Annotated in this window: 21 protein-coding genes; 18 read left to right on the plus strand and 3 right to left on the minus strand. The window is 70.1% G+C overall.

From position 1 onward, the window contains the following. Window positions 1-108: 108 nt before the first annotated feature. The 17 genes from folE to RC2_RS00325 all read left to right on the plus strand — a co-directional run bounded on the left by folE (window position 109) and on the right by RC2_RS00325 (window position 14,829). Complete coding sequence (gene folE / locus RC2_RS00245) at window positions 109-696, plus strand: GTP cyclohydrolase I FolE (protein WP_245810891.1); 588 nt, start codon at window positions 109-111, stop codon at window positions 694-696. A gap of 61 nt (window positions 697-757) precedes the next feature. Then, entirely contained in the window at window positions 758-1,585 is an 828-nt protein-coding gene (gene folP / locus RC2_RS00250) for a dihydropteroate synthase (protein ID WP_068149369.1), read from the plus strand. Further along, window positions 1,582-1,944, plus strand: coding sequence for a dihydroneopterin aldolase (gene folB / locus RC2_RS00255; protein ID WP_068149266.1), 363 nt, complete (start codon window positions 1,582-1,584; stop codon window positions 1,942-1,944). Before folP ends, folB begins: the two co-directional genes overlap by 4 nt. Continuing rightward, window positions 1,941-2,426, plus strand: a complete 486-nt coding sequence (folK, locus tag RC2_RS00260) for a 2-amino-4-hydroxy-6-hydroxymethyldihydropteridine diphosphokinase (RefSeq protein WP_068149262.1) — start codon at window positions 1,941-1,943, stop codon at window positions 2,424-2,426. Before folB ends, folK begins: the two co-directional genes overlap by 4 nt. Then, entirely contained in the window at window positions 2,423-2,893 is a 471-nt protein-coding gene (locus tag RC2_RS00265) for a DUF3180 family protein (protein WP_068149261.1), read from the plus strand. Before folK ends, RC2_RS00265 begins: the two co-directional genes overlap by 4 nt. 62 nt (window positions 2,894-2,955) lie before the next feature. Beyond that, window positions 2,956-3,996 (plus strand): DUF6779 domain-containing protein, encoded by a 1,041-nt coding sequence (locus RC2_RS00270; protein WP_068149260.1) that lies wholly within the window; start codon window positions 2,956-2,958, stop codon window positions 3,994-3,996. Window positions 3,997-4,181: 185 nt separating this feature from the next. After that, window positions 4,182-5,090, plus strand: coding sequence for a Rossmann-like and DUF2520 domain-containing protein (locus RC2_RS00275; RefSeq protein WP_068149259.1), 909 nt, complete (start codon window positions 4,182-4,184; stop codon window positions 5,088-5,090). 14 nt (window positions 5,091-5,104) lie between these two features. Continuing rightward, entirely contained in the window at window positions 5,105-5,998 is an 894-nt protein-coding gene (gene panC / locus RC2_RS00280; RefSeq protein WP_068149368.1) for a pantoate--beta-alanine ligase, read from the plus strand. 32 nt (window positions 5,999-6,030) lie between these two features. Continuing rightward, window positions 6,031-6,465, plus strand: a complete 435-nt coding sequence (panD, locus tag RC2_RS00285; protein ID WP_068149258.1) for an aspartate 1-decarboxylase — start codon at window positions 6,031-6,033, stop codon at window positions 6,463-6,465. Next, the gene (locus RC2_RS00290) at window positions 6,465-7,262 is read left to right on the plus strand and encodes a type III pantothenate kinase (RefSeq protein WP_068149257.1); all 798 of its coding nucleotides are present in this window, start codon (window positions 6,465-6,467) and stop codon (window positions 7,260-7,262) included. Before panD ends, RC2_RS00290 begins: the two co-directional genes overlap by 1 nt. A gap of 266 nt (window positions 7,263-7,528) precedes the next feature. Continuing rightward, window positions 7,529-8,056: a cysteine dioxygenase gene (locus RC2_RS00295; RefSeq protein WP_068149255.1), complete on the plus strand. Its 528-nt coding sequence runs from the start codon at window positions 7,529-7,531 to the stop codon at window positions 8,054-8,056. After that, window positions 8,056-8,478, plus strand: coding sequence for a rhodanese-like domain-containing protein (locus tag RC2_RS00300; RefSeq protein ID WP_068149253.1), 423 nt, complete (start codon window positions 8,056-8,058; stop codon window positions 8,476-8,478). The genes RC2_RS00295 and RC2_RS00300 overlap by 1 nt, the downstream gene beginning before the upstream one ends. A 32-nt stretch (window positions 8,479-8,510) precedes the next feature. Continuing rightward, complete coding sequence (gene lysS / locus RC2_RS00305; RefSeq protein WP_068149251.1) at window positions 8,511-10,031, plus strand: lysine--tRNA ligase; 1,521 nt, start codon at window positions 8,511-8,513, stop codon at window positions 10,029-10,031. 109 nt (window positions 10,032-10,140) lie between these two features. Further along, window positions 10,141-10,494 carry a histone-like nucleoid-structuring protein Lsr2 gene (locus tag RC2_RS00310; RefSeq protein WP_068149249.1) on the plus strand — a complete coding sequence of 118 codons (354 nt, stop codon included), beginning with the start codon at window positions 10,141-10,143 and terminating at the stop codon, window positions 10,492-10,494. 383 nt (window positions 10,495-10,877) lie between these two features. Next, complete coding sequence (locus RC2_RS00315; RefSeq protein ID WP_068149245.1) at window positions 10,878-13,415, plus strand: ATP-dependent Clp protease ATP-binding subunit; 2,538 nt, start codon at window positions 10,878-10,880, stop codon at window positions 13,413-13,415. A 127-nt stretch (window positions 13,416-13,542) separates the two neighbouring features. After that, window positions 13,543-14,301, plus strand: coding sequence for a VOC family protein (locus RC2_RS00320; protein WP_068149243.1), 759 nt, complete (start codon window positions 13,543-13,545; stop codon window positions 14,299-14,301). 93 nt (window positions 14,302-14,394) lie between these two features. Further along, complete coding sequence (locus RC2_RS00325; RefSeq protein WP_068149241.1) at window positions 14,395-14,829, plus strand: OsmC family peroxiredoxin; 435 nt, start codon at window positions 14,395-14,397, stop codon at window positions 14,827-14,829. Window positions 14,830-14,895: 66 nt separating this feature from the next. On the opposite strand, the gene RC2_RS00330 is transcribed toward RC2_RS00325, so the two are convergent. Beyond that, entirely contained in the window at window positions 14,896-16,314 is a 1,419-nt protein-coding gene (locus RC2_RS00330) for a serine hydrolase (protein WP_068149239.1), read from the minus strand. 111 nt (window positions 16,315-16,425) lie between these two features. Then, the gene (gene mhuD, locus RC2_RS00335) at window positions 16,426-16,752 is read right to left on the minus strand and encodes a mycobilin-forming heme oxygenase MhuD (RefSeq protein WP_068149236.1); all 327 of its coding nucleotides are present in this window, start codon (window positions 16,750-16,752) and stop codon (window positions 16,426-16,428) included. 42 nt (window positions 16,753-16,794) lie between these two features. Between mhuD and RC2_RS00340 the strand changes: the two genes are divergently transcribed. Further along, window positions 16,795-17,544: an alpha/beta fold hydrolase gene (locus RC2_RS00340; protein WP_072680924.1), complete on the plus strand. Its 750-nt coding sequence runs from the start codon at window positions 16,795-16,797 to the stop codon at window positions 17,542-17,544. 13 nt (window positions 17,545-17,557) lie between these two features. Here the strand turns inward: RC2_RS00340 and RC2_RS00345 are convergent, their stop codons facing one another. Next, a complete protein-coding gene (locus tag RC2_RS00345) occupies window positions 17,558-18,457 on the minus strand; it encodes an HhH-GPD family protein (protein WP_068149228.1) in 900 nt (299 codons plus the stop codon). Window positions 18,458-18,486: the final 29 nt, after the last annotated feature.

Raw genomic sequence — 18,486 nt, forward strand, 5'->3', positions numbered from 1 at the left:
AGCGGCGGCACCGTCCTCGCGACGGTGCCGCCCCTCGCCCGCAGTGCCTCATCGGAAGGGGCCGAATCCGTGTCTCTCAGTCGTGTCGACGAGTCCTACGATCAGCCGGTGTCCGTCTCCAACGGTCGTCCGTTCGATCGCGAGCGCGCCGAGGCCGCCGTCCGTGAGCTGCTGCTCGCCGTGGGCGAGGATCCCGATCGGGAGGGTCTCAAGGACACCCCCGCGCGGGTGGCGCGGGCCTACGAGGAGGTGTTCGGAGGACTGTTCGTCGACCCGGACTCGGTGCTGGACACCACCTTCGACGAGTCCCATCGCGAACTGGTGATGGTGCGGGACATCCCGATGTACTCCACCTGCGAGCACCACCTGGTCTCGTTCCACGGCGTCGCACACGTCGGGTACATCCCCGGGCCCTCCGGTCGGGTGACCGGGTTGTCGAAGCTCGCCCGCGTGGTCGATCTCTACGCGAAGCGACCGCAGGTCCAGGAGCGGCTCACCACGCAGGTGGCGGACGCTCTGATGCGCAAGCTCGAACCCCGCGGGGTGATCGTCGTGATGGAGGCGGAACACCTCTGCATGGCGATGCGCGGCATTCGCAAGCCCGGCGCGCGGACCACCACCTCCGCCGTGCGCGGGGTGTTCCAGTCCAGCGCGGTGTCCCGGTCCGAGGCGCTGGACCTCATCCTGCGTGGATAGTGCCGCCGTGACCGATCTCGAGCCGGCCTCGTCCGCCCGACTCGGCCGCCCGCCCGTCGTGATGGGGGTGGTCAACGTGACCACCGATTCGTTCTCCGACGGCGGTCGTTTTCTCGACGTCGACCGCGCCGTCGCCCGCGGGATGGACCTGATCGACGACGGCGCCGACATCGTCGACGTCGGTGGGGAGTCGACCCGTCCGGGTGCGGATCGCGTCGATCCCGCCGTCGAGACGGCACGCGTCGTCCCCGTGGTGCGGGCGTTGGCGGAGCGCGGCGTGGTGGTCAGTGTCGACACGATGCGCGCCTCCGTCGCCGCGGCGGCGGTCGAGGCGGGGGCGAGCTGGATCAACGACGTCTCCGCGGGGCTGGCCGACCCGGCGATGTCGCGCACCGTCGCCGACGCCGGTGTCGGGTGGATGCTCATGCACTGGTCGGCGACCCCGGACTGGACGCATCGCCCCGGTTCCCCGAGCGCGCTCGACTACGACGACATCGTCGACGACGTGCGGACGGGTCTGCTCCGCCAGGTCGATGCCGCGGTCGGCGCCGGTGTGAGCGCGGACCGCATCGTGCTCGATCCCGGTCTCGGCTTCGCCAAGAACGCCGATCACAACTGGGCGTTGCTGCGTGGACTCGGCCGCCTGGTCGACACCGGGCTTCCGGTCCTGGTCGGCGCGTCGCGCAAACGATTCCTCGGCACGCTCCTGGCCCGCGACGGGGTTCCTCGGCCGCCGGGGGAACGAGACGTGGCGACGGCGACGATTTCGGTGCTCGCGGCCGCGGCGGGCGCCTGGGGTGTGCGGGTGCACGACGTCCGCAGCACCGTCGACGCACTCGCCGTCCACCGACGGTGGACGGTTCCCGACGACGACGGAGGACGCCCGTGACGGACCGCATCGAACTTCGGGGGCTGACCGTTCGCGGGCACCACGGCGTCTTCGAGCACGAGCGTCGCGACGGCCAGGACTTCGTCGTCGATCTCGTCGTCCACCTCGATCTCGCGCCCGCGGCCGCGTCGGACGATCTCGCCGACACCGTGCATTACGGCGAACTGGCCGAGGCAGCGGCCGCCGTGATCGCCGGCCCACCTCGCGACCTCATCGAGACCGTGGCGGGCGAGATCGCCGACGGCGTTCTCGTCGACCCGCGGGTGTCGCGCGTCGAGGTCACCGTGCACAAGCCGTCCGCCCCGATTCCGCTCACCTTCGCCGACGTCGCCGTCGTGGTGACGCGCGAGCGACCGTGAGCCGCGCCGTGCTGTCGCTCGGGAGCAACCTGGGCGACTCGCGATCGTTGCTCGGCGCCGCCGTCGACGGACTCGGCGACACCGTCGTCGCCGTCTCGCCCACGTACGCGACTCCGCCGTGGGGCGGTGTCGAGCAGGACGAGTTCCTGAACCTGGTCGTGGTGGCGGAGGACGCCGACGCGGACGCGCAGGAATGGCTGCTGCGAGCCCAGCGGCTCGAGCAGGTGGCCGAGCGCATCCGCGCGGTGCGGTGGGGACCGCGCACGCTCGACGTGGACGTGATCGTCTGCGACGACGTCGTCAGCGACGACCCGCACCTCACCCTGCCCCATCCGCGCGCGCACCTGCGGGCCTTCGTGCTGCGGCCGTGGCTCGACGTCGATCCCGACGCGGTCCTCGGCGGCGTGCCGGTTCGCGACCACCTGGCCGCGCTGAGTCCCGCCGAACGGGACGGTCTGCGACGTGTGGACGCCGTGCGATGACGGCGACCCGACTGCGCGACCTCGCGGTGATCGCGCTGACCGCGGCCGTCGCGGCCTGGCTGTTGATCAGGACGTTCTACGGCACCGTCCCGCCGATCTCTCCCTTCGCCGGGGCGTCGCTCTATCCGGTGGCGGTGGTGCTCGTGGTGGTCGGCGTTCTCGTGCGATCGCGGTTGCGCACGCGACGAATCGGGTCCGGCCCCGGGCAGCTGCACCCGATCACGGTCGCGCGGGCTGCGGCGTTGGCCAAGGCAGCAGCGTTGGTGGGTGCGGCCGCTGCCGGAGTCTGGGCCGGTGTCCTGGTCCACCTCGTCCCGCTCCGCGGGGTTCTGCGGGCCGCGAGCGAGGACCTGCCGGGCGTCGTCGTCGGGGCCGTCGCCGGCGTCGTGACCGTGGGCGCGGCGTTGTGGGTCGAGCACTGCTGCCGCACACCCGACGAGCCCGGTGACGATCCGGCCCCGTCCTGACCTCGTCGTTCCGGGCGGGTTGGTGACAGGCAACAGACCGCCCTGCCGTTACCCTGGACAACATGACGGAGACCGGGCGTGGCAAGGCGAACCGTCGCACGAAACGTGGCGGCGATCACACCATTCTTGCTGGTCTGGTGCTTCTCGGCGTCGTCGCGAGCGTGGTCCTGATCCTCAGTGACAGCGTCCCGCTGCTGCGGGTGGGCATCGTCGCTGCGTTGTGGGCGGCCATCGTCGGAGCCTTCGCGATGACCAAGTATCGACGCGACGCGGCGGCCGACCGCGTGAAGGCGCGTGACCTCCAGACCGTCTACGAGCTCCAACTCGAGCGTGAGATCGCCGCTCGGCGGGAGTACGAACTGGGTGTCGAGAACCGGGTGCGCGCCGAGGTGGGGGAGAGCTCGGACGAGGTGCGTGCGCTGCGGGCCGAGCTCGTCGCGCTGCGTCGCAGCCTCGAGATGCTGTTCGACGGGGAGCTGCCGGACGATCGCGCGGCCCTCGCCGAGGCGCATCGGATGCGTGAGATCGCCGACCGCGCGCACGGCTACGAGGCAGCCCCGTCCGGCTTGTACGTGCCGGGGAACTCGCGGGGGCGCGCTCCCGCCTACAGCCCGGAGCCCTCGTACGGTCACACCGGCTTCGCGAGTCCGTACGACGATCCGGTGACCGCCGAGACCTCGATCATCGGCGGCGAGTTCGACGCCGACGGCACCTTCCGCCCGGCCCCGTCACGCGCCTCCGTCAGCGCAGAGACCGTGCCGACGCCGCCCGAACCCGGCCCGTTGCCCGAGCCGACGCCGGTTCCGGAGCCCGAGCCGACACCCGAGCCCGAGCCGACGCCGGTTCCGGAGCCCGAGCCGACACCCGAGCCGGAGCCGACGCCCGTGCCGGAGCCGAACCCGATCCCGGACGTCGCCCCACCGTCGCGGGTGACGCGCGATACCCCCACCGACGAGCACGCCCCTGCCCCGGACGACTCCACGCCCGACTCCCGGCCCGGCTCGCACAGTCAGGGGCGATCGGTCGCGGAGATCCTCGCCGCGGTGGGATCTGCGGACACGGCATCGGGTGGGGGTCGGCGCCGCCGTCGCGCTGCCGACTGATCGACACCGTCGCGCTGCCGACCGATAGATGCCGTCGCGCCGACGACTGATCGCCGACGTCGCGCCGCTGGTGTGTGACGTGCATCGCATGGCGTCCGTACGGCCCGCGGCACTACTGTGGCGCTCGATCACTCACGAGTAGTCCGGTACCCGCCAGGCGGGACTGGAACGAACGGAGATTATCGGTGACCACCGATCCTGCGTCGGCGCGTCTGTCCGTCGGCATCGTCTCGGCGGGGCGCGTCGGTGCCGCGCTCGGGGAAGCTCTGGACCGCGTGGGTCACGTCGTCTTCGGCTGCGCCGCCGTGTCGGACGCCTCGCGCGAGCGGGCGCGGACTCGTCTCCCGGACGCCGCCGTTCTTCCCGCCGCCGAGGTCGCGGCCCGCAGCGAACTGCTGGTGCTCGCCGTTCCGGACGTCGAACTGCCCGCTCTCGTCCACGGACTCGCCCGCACCGGCGCCGTCAACCCGGGCACCCTCGTCCTGCACACGTCCGGGGCCAACGGCGTCGGAGTTCTCGCGCCGCTCGCGGGCCACGGTGTCGTCACCATGGCCGTTCACCCGGCGATGACGTTCAGCGGCAAGCCGGAGGACACCGATCGACTCTCGTCGGCCTGTTTCGGCATCACGGCCGCCGACGAGATCGGGTTCGCCATCGCTCAGTCGCTCGTCCTCGAGATCGGCGGCGAACCGGTCGGGGTTCGCGAGGATGCCCGCACGCTCTATCACGCCGCCTTGGCGCACGGCAGCAACCACCTGGTGACCGTGGTCAACGATGCTCTCGACGCGCTTCGCACCGCCCTCGCCGACACGGAGCTGACGGGTCAGCAGCCGGTGGAGTCGCGCCCCGGCGGCGTGGCGGAACGGGTGCTCGCGCCGCTGTTGTCGGCGGCGCTCGACAACGTGCTTCGCAGCGGACCGGCTGCCTTGACGGGTCCGGTGGCTCGAGGTGACGCCGATACGGTCGACGCGCACCTGCGGGCGCTGACGGCCCTCGACGACGATCTCGCCGAGGGGTACCGCGCGCTGTCCCTGCGCAGCGCGCAACGCACGGGTGCCACCCACATCGTCGATCGCCTGAGGAGGCAGTCGTGACCGGAGAGCACGGCATGTTCGTGCCGAGGGAGCTGACGACGCATCATGCGCCGCAGGCGATTCGGACGGTGACGCGGGTTCTGCGGACGTCCGGCCGGCGAGTGGTCCTGGTGCCGACGATGGGTGCGCTGCACGCGGGGCACGTCCAGTTGATGGAGATGGCGCGCCGGACGGGCGCCGTCGTGGTGGTCTCGATCTTCGTCAACCCGCTGCAGTTCGGCGCGGGGGAGGATCTCGACGCCTATCCGCGGACCCTCGAGGCGGACCTCGGCGTCCTTCGCGAGGCCGGGGTGGAGCTGGCCTTCGTGCCGTCGGTGTCCGACATGTACCCGGACGGCCCGCGCACCACGGTGCACCCGGGGCCGCTGGGTGCCGAGCTCGAAGGTGCCTCTCGCCCCGGTCATGTCGCGGGCATGCTGACGGTGGTGGCGAAGCTGCTGTCCATCGTCGGTCCGGACGCCGCGTACTTCGGTGAGAAGGACTACCAGCAGCTGGTGCTGATCCACCAGATGGTGCGCGACCTGAACCTCGACGTCGAGATCGTCGGCGTCCCGACGGTGCGGGAGTCCGACGGACTGGCCCTGTCCTCACGCAACCGCTATCTGACACCGGAGCAGCGGGAGGCCGCCGTCGTGCTGTCGGCGGCGCTGGTGGCCGGCCAGCACGCGGGTGAGCGTGGTGCGGATGCCGTGCTGTCCACCGCGACCGCCGTGCTCGCAGCCGCGCCCGACGTGGACGTCGACTATCTGGAACTGCGCGGTGCCGATCTCCGCGACCCACCCGACGAGGGGCGGGGTCGCCTTCTGGTCGCCGCCCGCGTCGGCACGACCCGCCTCATCGACAACGTCGGCGTGGCTCTCGGTTCGCCCGTGGACCCCACCGGCGACCGTCATCTCGGCCACTCCTGAACCCCCCAACCCCACACCCCGAGGACCACGCCATGCTCCGCACCATGATGACGTCGAAGATCCACCGCGCCACCGTGACCCACGCCGACCTGCACTACGTCGGGTCCGTCACCGTCGACCAGGACCTGCTGGACGCGGCGGGTCTGCTCGAGGGCGAGCAGGTGACCATCGTCGACATCGACAACGGCGCCCGGCTCGAGACCTACGCGATCGCCGGCACCCGCGGGTCCGGTGTGATCGGAATCAACGGAGCCGCAGCACATCTGGTGCATCCCGGCGATCTGGTCATCATCATCGCCTATGGCATCCTGAACGAGCAGGAGGTCCTCGACTACGCGCCGCGCGTCGTCTTCGTCGACGCCGACAACCGCCCCGTTCACCTGGGCGCGGACCCGGCCGACGTGCCGGCCGACTCCGGACTGATCTCGCCGCGCACCCTGGAGCGCGACGTCGCGGTGTCCTACTGATGTTGCTGGCCGTCGACGTTCGGAACACCACGACGGTCCTGGGCGTCTTCACCGGCAGCGGTGATCACGCGAGTCTGACGGTCCAGCGCCGGCTCCGGACGGATCCGGCGATGACGGCGGACGAGATCGCCCTCGCGTTCCGCGGTCTCATGGGCCCCGACGTCGACCGGATCACCGCCGTCGCGGCTCTGTCCACGGTGCCGTCGGTACTGCGCGAGCTGCGAACGATGTTGGCGCGCTACTGGTCCCACGTTCCGCAGGTCGTCGTCGAGCCCGGAGTCCGCACCGGCGTGCCGTTGCTGGTCGACAACCCCAAGGAGGTCGGCGCCGACCGCATCGTCAACTGTCTGGCCGCGTACGAGAAGTTCCGAACCCCGTGCATCGTGGTCGATTTCGGCACCTCGACGTGTGTGGACGTGGTCTCCGGCAAAGGTGAGTTCCTCGGCGGCGTCATCGCCCCGGGACTCGAGATCTCGATGGACGCCCTGGCGTCGCGGTCGGCCGCGCTGCGCAAGGTGGAGCTGGTCAGCCCCCGGCACGTGCTGGGCAAGAACACCGTCGAAGCCATGCAGTCCGGCGCGGTCATCGGATTCGCCGGCCTGGTCGACGGCGTGGTCGCCCGTATCCGATCCGAGGTGCCGGGAATGGATTCACCGGGCGTCGTCGTGGTGGCGACGGGCGACAGTGCGTCCCTGGTCGCTCCGGAGTCGACCGCCGTCGATCGGGTCGAGCCGACCCTCACCCTGGACGGACTGCAGCTGGTTCACGAGCGGAACCGCGCTCGGCGCCGTCCGTGAGCGGCAGGAGTCGTCGGTAGCCAGGCAATGGTCGTCGGTGGCGGATCCCGGTGGGGTGGCGCGGTGCCGAGGTCTCTGCCACACTTGTCGCCGTGACCTACTGCGCGAACCGGGAGTGTTGTCGGGGCTGACGTCTGCCCCGACTCGTCGTCACACCTCCCTGGAGTTCCGCTGTGCTGTCCCTTCCTGCGCGTACGCGCACCTCTTCTCGTCGTTCCCTCACCCGCTCGGCCTCGTCTCGGCCCGGTGCAAGTGCCCCCGCCGCGATGCCGACCACGGTGGCGCCCACCTCGCTGCGGCCGGCGGACCTGCTCCGGTTGACCGATCAGAGCGCCGCCGACGTCCTCGACGGGCGTCACGACGCGCTGCTGCCCGTGGGCGGTTTCCCGCTCGACGAGCGGTGGTCCGCGCGCATCCATTCCGACGACATCGTCGACCTGTGGCTCATCAGTTGGGTCCCCGACCGGTCGACCGAACTGCACGACCATGCCGGGTCCCTGGGCGCGTTGACCGTGCTCTCCGGTGCGCTGAGCGAGTACCGCTGGAACGGAACCGCGTTGCAGCACAGGCTACTTGGTGCCGGCGACCAGGCGTCGTTCCCGCTCGGATGGGTGCACGACGTGACGCACGCACCGACGGACGAGGGGTCCCCCGCAGCGCAGTTCTCCCCGACCCTCAGCGTGCACGCCTACTCACCGCCGCTCACGGCGATGTCGTACTACGACATCGGAGCCGGCGGCGGCCTGCGCCGCACGCGCACCGAACTCACCGACGTGCCGGAGGGGACCGCGTGATGACCATCGACGAGATGCTCGAGCGGGCCCGCGCGACGTACCGCCGCATGCCGGTGGAGGATCTGCCCGCGGCCGTCGCCCGCGGGGCGATTCTGGTGGACATCAGGCCGCAGGCGCAGCGCGCCGCGGAGGGCACGATGCCCGGTGCGCTCGCCGTCGAACGCAACGTCCTGGAGTGGCGCCTCGACCCGTTGTCCTCCGCACGCCTCGCGGCGGCGGTCGATCACGACGTCGAGTGGATCGTGTTGTGCTCGGAGGGGTACACCTCGTCGCTCGCCGCCGCCGCGCTGCAGGAGCTCGGTCTGCACCGAGCGACGGACGTCGTCGGCGGGTACCGGGCGATCCGTGCGGCCGGCTTGCTGGGCGTCGTCGGCCGGGCGCGGCATTGCATCCGGGAGGGGCGTGCGCTGGTCGCGCACTAGGCCGGGTGACCGGCGCACTAGGCTGGACGTCCGTGACCGACGCACAGCCGACCCCCGCGCCCGACGACACCCCGGAGCAGTTGCGCATCCGTCGCGAGAAGCGCACGCGCCTGCTGGAGTCCGGGCGGGAGGCGTATCCGGTGTCCGTGGACCGCACCCACTCGCTCGCCGAGGTGCGCGCGTCGCATCCGGACCTCGCGCCCGACACCCACACGGGTGACCGGGTGGGGGTGGCGGGCCGTGTCATCTTCCTGCGCAACACCGGAAAGCTGTGCTTCGCGACCCTGCAGGACGGTGACGGGACCCAGCTGCAGGCGATGATCTCGCTGGCCGGAGTCGGCGAGAACGAGCTGGCGCAGTGGAAGTCGGACGTGGATCTCGGCGACATCGTGTTCGTCGGCGGCGAGGTGATCTCGTCTCGGCGCGGAGAGCTGTCCGTGATGGCGGATCGATGGGCGATGGCGTCGAAGTCGTTGCGACCCTTGCCGGTCGCGCACAAGGACATGTCCGAGGAGTCGCGGGTTCGCCAGCGTTACGTCGACCTCATCGTTCGGCCGGAGGCTCGGGAGAACGCGCGGCGGCGAGTCCGGGCGCTGCGTGCGCTGCGGGACGGCCTCGAACGGCGGGGCTTCCTCGAGATCGAGACTCCGATGCTGCAGACGCTCCACGGCGGGGCCGCGGCGCGGCCCTTCGTGACGCACTCGAACGCGCTCGACATCGACCTGTACCTCCGTATCGCGCCGGAACTCTTCCTCAAGCGCGCGGTGGTCGGCGGCATCGACCGGGTCTTCGAGATCAATCGGAACTTCCGCAACGAGGGTGTGGATTCCACGCACTCGCCGGAGTTCGCGATGCTCGAGACCTACGAGGCCTACGGCACGTACGACGACTCGGCGGTCATGACCCGCGAGTTGATCCAGGAAGTGGTGCAGGCGGTGTACGGCGGCCTCCAGGTCACCCTCGCCGACGGGACCGAGTACGACTTCGCCGGTGAGTGGCGGGCCATCGAGATGTACCCGTCGTTGTCCGAGGCGGTCGGGGTCTCGGTGACTCCCGAGACGACCGTCGACGAGCTGCGAGCCCTGGCCGACCGGGTCGGTCTCGACGTGCCGGAGGGCAAGGGGTGGGGCCACGGCAAGCTCGTCGAGGAGCTGTGGGAGCACAGCTGCCGCGACCAGTTGACGGTCCCGACGTTCGTTCGCGACTTTCCCGTCGAGACGTCGCCGCTGGTCCGCGCGCATCGATCGACGCCGGGCGTCGTCGAGAAGTGGGACCTCTACGTTCGCGGATTCGAGCTCGCGACCGGGTATTCCGAGCTGGTCGACCCGGTGGTGCAGCGGGAGCGCTTCGCGGACCAGGCACGGTTGGCCTCGGCCGGCGACGACGAGGCGATGGTGCTCGACGAGGACTTCCTGGCCGCGATGGAGTACGGAATGCCGCCCACCACGGGTACCGGAATGGGGATCGACCGACTGTTGATGGCTCTCACGGGGCACGGTATTCGCGAGACCATCCTCTTCCCACTCGTTCGTCCGGACCGCGGACGGAACTGACTCGAAACGGGCTTTCCGGTCCGAGAGGTGCCGTCGATCGGGCTTTTCGCGTAATATGGGTGGGCACGGTACACAAAGCCGCCGTGGTCGGGATCGGGGGAATGTGAGAATGGTCAAAAAGGTCACTGTCACGTTGGTGGACGACATGGACGACGTCCCGGCCGACGAGACGGTTTCGATCGGGTTGGACGGCACCTGGTACGAGATCGATCTGTCCGAGCGCAACGCAGCCGACCTGCGAGAGCACATGGACAAGTGGATCCACCACGCCCGTCGGGTGACGTCGCGAGGAAGCTCGGAACCCGGAACGGCGCCGACGGCGGGACGGTCGCGTCCGCGCGGTGCGGCGGATCGCGCCCGCAGCGCGGCGATTCGGGAATGGGCCAAGGAGCAGGGTTTCGAGATCAGCGAGCGGGGCCGCATTTCGTCGGAGATCGTGCGCGCCTGGGAACGACGGAACTGATCGGTCGACCGGAATGAGTCTCGGTGTCGCTCGTCATTCGAACGAATGACACCGACTCCAATCTTTCGACACATTCTTTATTCGCGGTCACGAATGCGCGTCGTGACCGTTCGCTGTGGGCGGACGGTCACGAGCGAGGTCGTGCCCGCCGATCGGTAACGAACCGCCCGCCTCGTGCGTTGTGCTCGGTACGAGGGTTCGCCGCGGGGTGGATCGTCGCCGGCGGTCTCGGGCGAGTGCGGAACGCGCGTCGTTCGCCGTCGGCGGAACTTCCCCGCTGATCGGCACCCTCCCGGTCACGACAACTAGAGTGAGTCGTGGGGGACCGGGGTTCGATGCACCAGAGCGTCGGAACCTGCCCGCCATGAGTGTGAGGGAGAGCGATGTTCGAGAGGTTCACCGACCGCGCGCGGCGCGTCGTCGTCCTGGCCCAAGAAGAGGCCCGGATGCTCAACCACAACTACATCGGCACGGAACACATCCTGCTGGGCCTCATCCACGAGGGTGAAGGTGTGGCGGCGAAGTCCCTGGAGTCGCTCGGGATCTCCCTCGAAGGTGTCCGCAGCCAGGTCGAGGAGATCATCGGCCAGGGCCAGCAGGCACCCTCCGGGCACATCCCGTTCACGCCCCGTGCCAAGAAGGTCCTCGAGCTCAGCCTCCGCGAGGCGCTGCAGCTCGGACACAACTACATCGGCACCGAGCACATCCTGCTCGGCCTCATTCGCGAGGGCGAGGGCGTCGCCGCCCAGGTTCTGGTGAAGCTGGGAGCCGATCTCAACCGCGTGCGCCAGCAGGTCATCCAGCTGCTGTCCGGCTACCAGGGCAAGGAGCCCAGTGAGTCGGGAACCGGCGGCCGCGGCGAGGCCGGTACGCCGTCCACGTCGCTGGTGCTCGACCAGTTCGGTCGGAACCTGACGCAGGCAGCCCTCGAGGGCAAGCTCGATCCGGTCATCGGGCGCTCGAAGGAGATCGAGCGCGTGATGCAGGTGCTGAGCCGCCGCACTAAGAACAACCCGGTGCTCATCGGTGAGCCCGGCGTCGGCAAGACCGCCGTCGTCGAGGGTCTCGCGCAGGCCATCGTCAACGGCGAGGTCCCCGAGACGCTGAAGGACAAGCAGCTGTACACCCTCGACCTCGGGTCGTTGGTCGCCGGCAGCCGGTACCGCGGTGACTTCGAAGAGCGCCTGAAGAAGGTGCTCAAGGAGATCAACACTCGCGGCGACATCATCCTGTTCATCGACGAGCTGCACACGCTCGTCGGCGCGGGTGCCGCCGAGGGCGCGATCGACGCCGCGTCGATCCTCAAGCCGAAGCTGGCTCGTGGCGAGCTGCAGACCATCGGCGCCACCACGCTCGACGAGTACCGCAAGTACATCGAGAAGGACGCGGCGCTCGAGCGTCGTTTCCAGCCGGTTCAGGTGGGCGAGCCGTCCGTCGACCACACCATCGAGATCCTCAAGGGTCTGCGCGACCGGTACGAGGCGCACCACCGCGTCTCCATCACCGACAGCGCGTTGGTCGCCGCCGCCACCCTCGCGGATCGGTACATCAACGACCGGTTCCTGCCGGACAAGGCGATCGACCTCATCGACGAGGCGGGCGCGCGCATGCGCATCCGCCGGATGACCGCGCCGCCGGACCTGCGCGAGTTCGACGACAAGATCGCCGACGCGCGTCGGGAGAAGGAGTCCGCGATCGACGCGCAGGACTTCGAGAAGGCCGCGAATCTGCGCGACAAGGAGAAGCAGCTCGTCGCTCAGCGCGCCGAGCGCGAGAAGCAGTGGCGGTCCGGTGACCTGGACGTCATCGCCGAGGTCGACGACAACGAGATCGCCGAGGTCCTGGGCAACTGGACCGGCATCCCGGTGTTCAAGTTGACCGAGGAGGAGACCACCCGCCTGCTGCGCATGGAGGACGAACTCCACAAGCGCATCATCGGTCAGGTCGAGGCCGTCAAGGCCGTGTCCAAGGCCATCCGTCGCACGCGCGCCGGGTTGAAGGACCCGAAGCGTCCGTCGGGCTCGTTCATCTTCGCCGGCCCCTCGGGTGTCGGTAAGACCGAGCTGTCGAAGGCGCTGGCGAACTTCCTCTTCGGCGAGGACGACGCGCTCATCCAGATCGACATGGGCGAGTTCCACGACCGGTTCACCGCCTCGCGTCTGTTCGGTGCGCCTCCCGGATACGTGGGTTACGAAGAGGGCGGGCAGCTCACCGAGAAGGTGCGCCGCAAGCCGTTCTCCGTGGTGTTGTTCGACGAGATCGAGAAGGCCCACCAGGAGATCTACAACACCCTCCTGCAGGTTCTCGAGGACGGCCGTCTCACCGACGGTCAGGGACGCACGGTCGACTTCAAGAACACCGTGCTGATCTTCACCTCGAACCTCGGCACGTCGGACATCTCCAAGGCCGTCGGCCTCGGCTTCAGCTCGGGTGAGGGAAACAGCTCGAACTACGAGCGCATGAAGCTCAAGGTGCACGACGAGCTGAAGAAGCACTTCCGGCCCGAGTTCCTCAACCGCATCGACGACATCGTCGTGTTCCACCAGCTCACGCAGGACGAGATCATTCGCATGGTCGACCTCATGCTGGGCCGCGTGGAGGTGGCGCTGAAGAACAAGGACATGGCCATCGAGGTCACCGACAAGGCCAAGTCGCTGCTGGCCAAGCGCGGCTTCGACCCGGTCCTCGGTGCCCGCCCGTTGCGTCGGACCATCCAGCGCGAGATCGAGGACCAGCTGTCGGAGAAGATCCTCTTCGGCGAGGTCGAGCCCGGTCAGATCGTGCTGGTGGACGTCGACAACTGGGACGGCGAAGGCCAAGGCGAGGACGCCGTGTTCACCTTCCGAGGCGAGAAGAAGCCGATCACGCTTCCGGACGACCTCACGGTGGATCTGGCGAAGTCGGGCGAGAGCTCGGAATAGGAACCACGAGAACGGGCCGCACCTCGTCGGAGGTGCGGCCCGTTCGTCGTTCTCGGGTGTCGGTGACGGGACAGCAGGCGGGGCGGTGGTGCGATGAGTTCCCCGCACCACCCGAGTCGGTACGGGTATGGCTACCGCAACCGTGAACAGCATGCTTCTGTCCAGCGAGAACCCCGACGCGCTCGCCGAGTGGTACGGCGCCGTGTTCGACGCGCCCGTGTACCGCGAGATGGGGCCGTACGCCGTGCTCGATCTCGACGGATTCTTCGTCATGTTCGACAAGCGTGACGACGTCACCGGTCCCAACCGGGACGGTGCCCGGGCCATCCTCAACCTCGAGCCCGACGACCCGGCGGCCGTGGCGGCGCGGATCGACGACCTCGGTGGCACCTGGGTGAGTCCCCTGGAGAACCGTGACGGCCACCTGTTCGCCACCGCGCAGGACCCCGACGGCAACTGGATCCAGCTGATCCGTCTGAGCGACGAGGCGGAGGCGCAGATGGGCGCGCCGACCACCCCGTTCTGCGGGATCGCGGTCCGGGACATCGAGGAGGCCGCCGTGTTCTACCGCGAGGTGCTGGGCATGCGCGTCCTACCGACCGAGATGGGTACGGCCTGGCTGCGCATCGACCGACGGACGACGGTGCTGCTCTATCCGAAGCCGGACCACGTGCCGGCCGAGTACACGGTGCTCAACCTGCCGGTCGCCGACGTTGCGAGCGCCGTGGCGGACCTCGCGGACAAGGGAGTCGACTTCCTGCGCTACGACGGCTTCCCGCAGGACGAGCACGGTGTCATGCGGGGGCGTGGACCCGACATCGCGTGGTTCACCGACCCGTCCGGCAACGTCGTCTCCGTTCTCGCGGCGGGGCCGCCCCCGGCGTGACGGACGGGTCCTGCGGAGGAGTGAAAAACGGCCCGTTCGGGCATCCCGATATCGTCGGATCCGTTGTCACCCGATCGAAAGGTTCACCCGCAGATGCCTACTCGTACCGCACGTACCGCCTGGAACGGCACCCTGGAGCAGGGCTCCGGCCAGGTGGAGTTGTCCAGCAGCAAGGCCGGGACGTTCGACGTCTCGTTCCCCAAGCGCGCCGCCGAGGACGCCGGGGGCACCACCAGCCCCGAGGAACTGATCGCCGCGGCCCACACGTCGTGCTACGCCATGCAGCTCTCGGCCCTCATCGCCGAGGCCGGCGGCACGCCGCAGAGCCTGGAGGTCAGCGCGGACGTCTCCCTCGGACCGGACACTCAGGGCTTCAAGCTGACGGGCATCGCGCTCACCGTGCGCGGTGAGGTCGAGGGTCTGGACGCCGACGGGTTCGCCAAGGCCGCGCAGGACGCCAAGGACACCTGCCCGGTCAGCAAGGCGCTCACCGGCGTCGAGATCACGCTGGACGCCGCGCTCGACTGACCGTCACCGTCACCGACACCGACGCCCCGCCCGCATCGCGACGATGTGGTGCGGGGCGTTCGCGTGTCAGAGGAACGCGCTGCTGCGCGTCACCAGCTCGAACGCGGCGGCGTTGTCCAGCGGCCCGATCGGGGTGTCGGAGGCGAGCTGAGTCGAGATCACCCAGTCCTGCCCCGCCGTGTCGGTCAGCAGCCACGCCCCGGCGACCTCGCCGGGGGCGTTGCCGTTCTTGTACCCCGCATAGGTCCACCGAGTCGGGTCGAACTCCCCGCCCGGGTTCTGCGCGAGGATCTGCCGAACGACGTCGTTCTGCGGTCCGACGGCCAGCGACGCGAGGGCGGCGCACAGGTCGGACCCGTTGGCGTACCACCCGATGCCGTCCGCGGTGGCCGGTCGCGTCGCGATACCGACGTAGTCGAGGTCGGCCGTCGCCGGGTCCACCGGGTTGCTGTCGATGGTGCGCTCGGCGAGCCCGGCGAGGATCTGTCGGCGTTCGGCGACGTCCGCGTCGCGCCACTGCGCCCGGCCGTCGGGGCGGCCCCACCCGAGCAGGAAGAACTCGCGGGTGGTGAGGAACGGCGTGAGCGCGGCGACGTCGGAACTGCCCGTCGCGGCCACCTCGGCCTCGACCGCGGCCCGGCCCAGGCGATCGATCAGCAGGTCGGTGGCGGTGTTGTCGCTGATCGCGATCATGGCGTCCGCGGCCTCGCGCACGGTGACGACGGTGCCTTCGGGCGCGAGCTGCAGCTGTCCCGAGGGCGCCGATTTGCGGGCGTCGGTGACCGTGAGCGGCTCGTCCCAGGTCAGCGTGCCGGAGTCGACCGCGCGGGCCACGGCGCCCAGGACGTACAGCTTGGCGACGGACGCGAGGGGGAGCGTCTCGGAGGAATTCAGGTCGTGGACCGCGGTGCAGCGTCCGGCGTCGAGACGCGAGACGGTGAAGGAGGTCCGGGCACCCAGCGCGAGCAGCGCGGCGTCGACGTCGGCGAACGTCGCCACGTCGGGGGTGTCGGGCAGCGCCTGGATGCCGGCCAGTCGGCCGCCCGCGGCGGCGAGTCGCAGGGTCACCGGGGTCCCGCGGCCCGTCTCCAGGGTCACGGTGGACTGCGCACCCTCGTCGACGCGGTCGGTCACCGTGATCGGTGCGCTCTGCTGAATCTGTGCGATCGGGCCGAGCAACCCGCCGATGGGGGCCAGCTGACCGGTGAGTTCCGGTGTCGCGAGGGCGTCGACGGCGGCGGGGTCGATGGACGACGGATCGGTCGTGGTGATCCAGCCGAGCAGGGTGTCGGCGACGGGAGTGACCGCGGCGGCCGGGGTGTCGGCGGGCTCCGGCTCGGTGGAGGCGTCGGCTCCGCCGCGGGCCGCGCCCGACTCGAGCAGGGGGTCGACACTGCCGCAGGCGGTCAGGCCGACGGTGGTGACGACGGCGACCGCGGCGACGATCGTGCGACGGGCGCCGTTCCGGGATAGTGCCAGCCGCATGCGCGCCGCCTCGTCCGTCGGGAGATCGGGGCGGGTGCCCCGACCGAGATGTCGCCGTCGACCCTAGCGATTCCGTCCCGCGGGACCGTCCCGAGGCCCGGTATCGCCGCGTTATCCGGGTGTGTCGCCCGTTCGGGTGGCGGGCACGTCGAGGACCACGTCGAACTCGAGCAACGACGCTCCCGACGCGACCGGCTTCGCCCGCTCACCGGAGTGGGCGGCGCGGGCGGGTCCACCCGACCAGGCCTGGAACGACTCCTCGTCCTCCCACTGGGTGACGACGAAATAGCGATCCTCGCCCTTGACCGGACGCAGCAGCTGGAACCCGAGGAAGCCCGGCGAGCCCTCGACCGCGCCGGCGCGCGCCGCGAAGCGCTTCTCGAGTTCCGGCCCCGCGCCGTCGGGAACCTCGATGGCATTGATCTTCACCACTGGCATACCCGCGAGGCTACCGGCGCGAGCGGCGATACGGTGGGCGTCGTGGTGGCCGTACTGACCGACGTCGGGGGAACGGGCGAGCCGATCGTGCTGCTGCACGGGCTCATGGGAAGCGGACGAACCTGGCGTCGTCAGGTGCCCTGGCTGCGCGACGTCGGGCAGGTGTCCGTCGTCGACGCCGAGGGGCATCGCGGACCCCGGGACTCTCGTACGGCGCCGACCACGGACGACTTCGTCGACGATCTCGTCGAGGTGCTGGGCGACGTCGGACCCGCGACCGTCATCGGTCATTCGATGGGCGGGCTGCACGGGTGGTGCCTCGCGGCGCGACGTCCGGATCTGGTGCGCGCGTTGGTCGTCGAGGACATGGCACCCGATTTCCGCGGACTCACGTCGGCCGGGTGGGCGGCGTCCATCGAGGCGTGGCCGCTGCCGTTTCCCGACGCCGACGCGGTCCGGTCCTGGTTCGGAGACGTCGCCGGACGGTACTTTCTCGACTCGTTCGAGCAGCGGGACGACGGCTGGTGGCTGCACGGCGAGGTGGCGACCTTCCGGGCGATCGCGGACGAGTGGGGACGCCGCGACTTCTGGTCGGAGTGGACGTCCGTCCGCGCCCCGGCGCTGCTGATCGAGGCCGAGCATTCCGTGACACCGTCGGGTCAGATGGCGAGAATGCATGCGGTGCAGCCGTCGTCGACCCACGTGGTGGTGGCCGGCGCCGGCCACCTGGTCCACGACGACCGACCCGAGGACTACCGGCGAATCGTCACGAATTTTCTTCGATCGCTCTGACCGGTGTCGCGCGTCAGGATCCGGATTCGCCGGCGAGGGCGAAGTCGCCGTGCGCCGTCTGCTCGACCAACCCGTCGTCGAGCAGGGACGCGAGGGCCCGCTCCCGTTGGCCGGGATCGGCGGTCCACACCTGGTCGAGGCGCGGCTTGGCCACCGGAGAATCGCTGCCGCGCAACACGTCCATGAGCAGGCCTCGCACCTGCCGATCGGTCCCGGCGAACTTCTGCACCGTGCGCGCGGGGCCCTCCAGGGGCGGCCGACCGGCCGCGACCCACGCGCACTCCGAGAGCGGGCAGCGGGCGCAGTCCGGCGTCCGGGCCTTGCAGATCACCGCACCGAGTTCCATCAGCGCGGCCGAGAACGTCACCGCGGTGGGAACGTCCGTCGGCAACAAGGCCTGCGCATCGGCGAGATCCCTGGTGGTGCTCGGGTTCCCGGCATCGGCACGGCCGTGGATCGCGCGGGCGATCACGCGGCGAACGTTGGTGTCCACGACCGGAACTCGCTGCCCGTAGGCGAAGCAGGCCACGGCTCGGGCGGTGTACGCACCGACGCCCGGCAGCGTCAACAGCGTCTCGACGTCCTCGGGCGTCCGGTCACCGTGCTGTTCGGCGAGCACCGCGGCGCAGTCGTGCAGGCGCATCGCCCGGCGTGGGTAGCCGAGCTTGCCCCATGCCCGCAGGACCTCACCGCGTCCGGCGGCCGCCATGGCCGACGGCACCGGCCACCGTGCGATCCAGTCCTCCCAGATCGGGGCGACCCGCGCGACGGGCGTCTGCTGCAACATGACCTCGCTGACGAGGATCTGCCAGCCCGTGACCCCGGGACGACGCCACGGCAGGTCGCGCGCGTCGGTACGGAACCAGTCGACGAGTGTCTCCGTGAGGTCGCCGGACGGGCCGGAATCGGTCACCGAAAGACCTCCCCTGGACAGTGGCGGTG

Source organism: Rhodococcoides corynebacterioides NBRC 14404 (assembly GCF_001894765.1).
Lineage (GTDB): Bacteria > Actinomycetota > Actinomycetes > Mycobacteriales > Mycobacteriaceae > Rhodococcoides > Rhodococcoides corynebacterioides.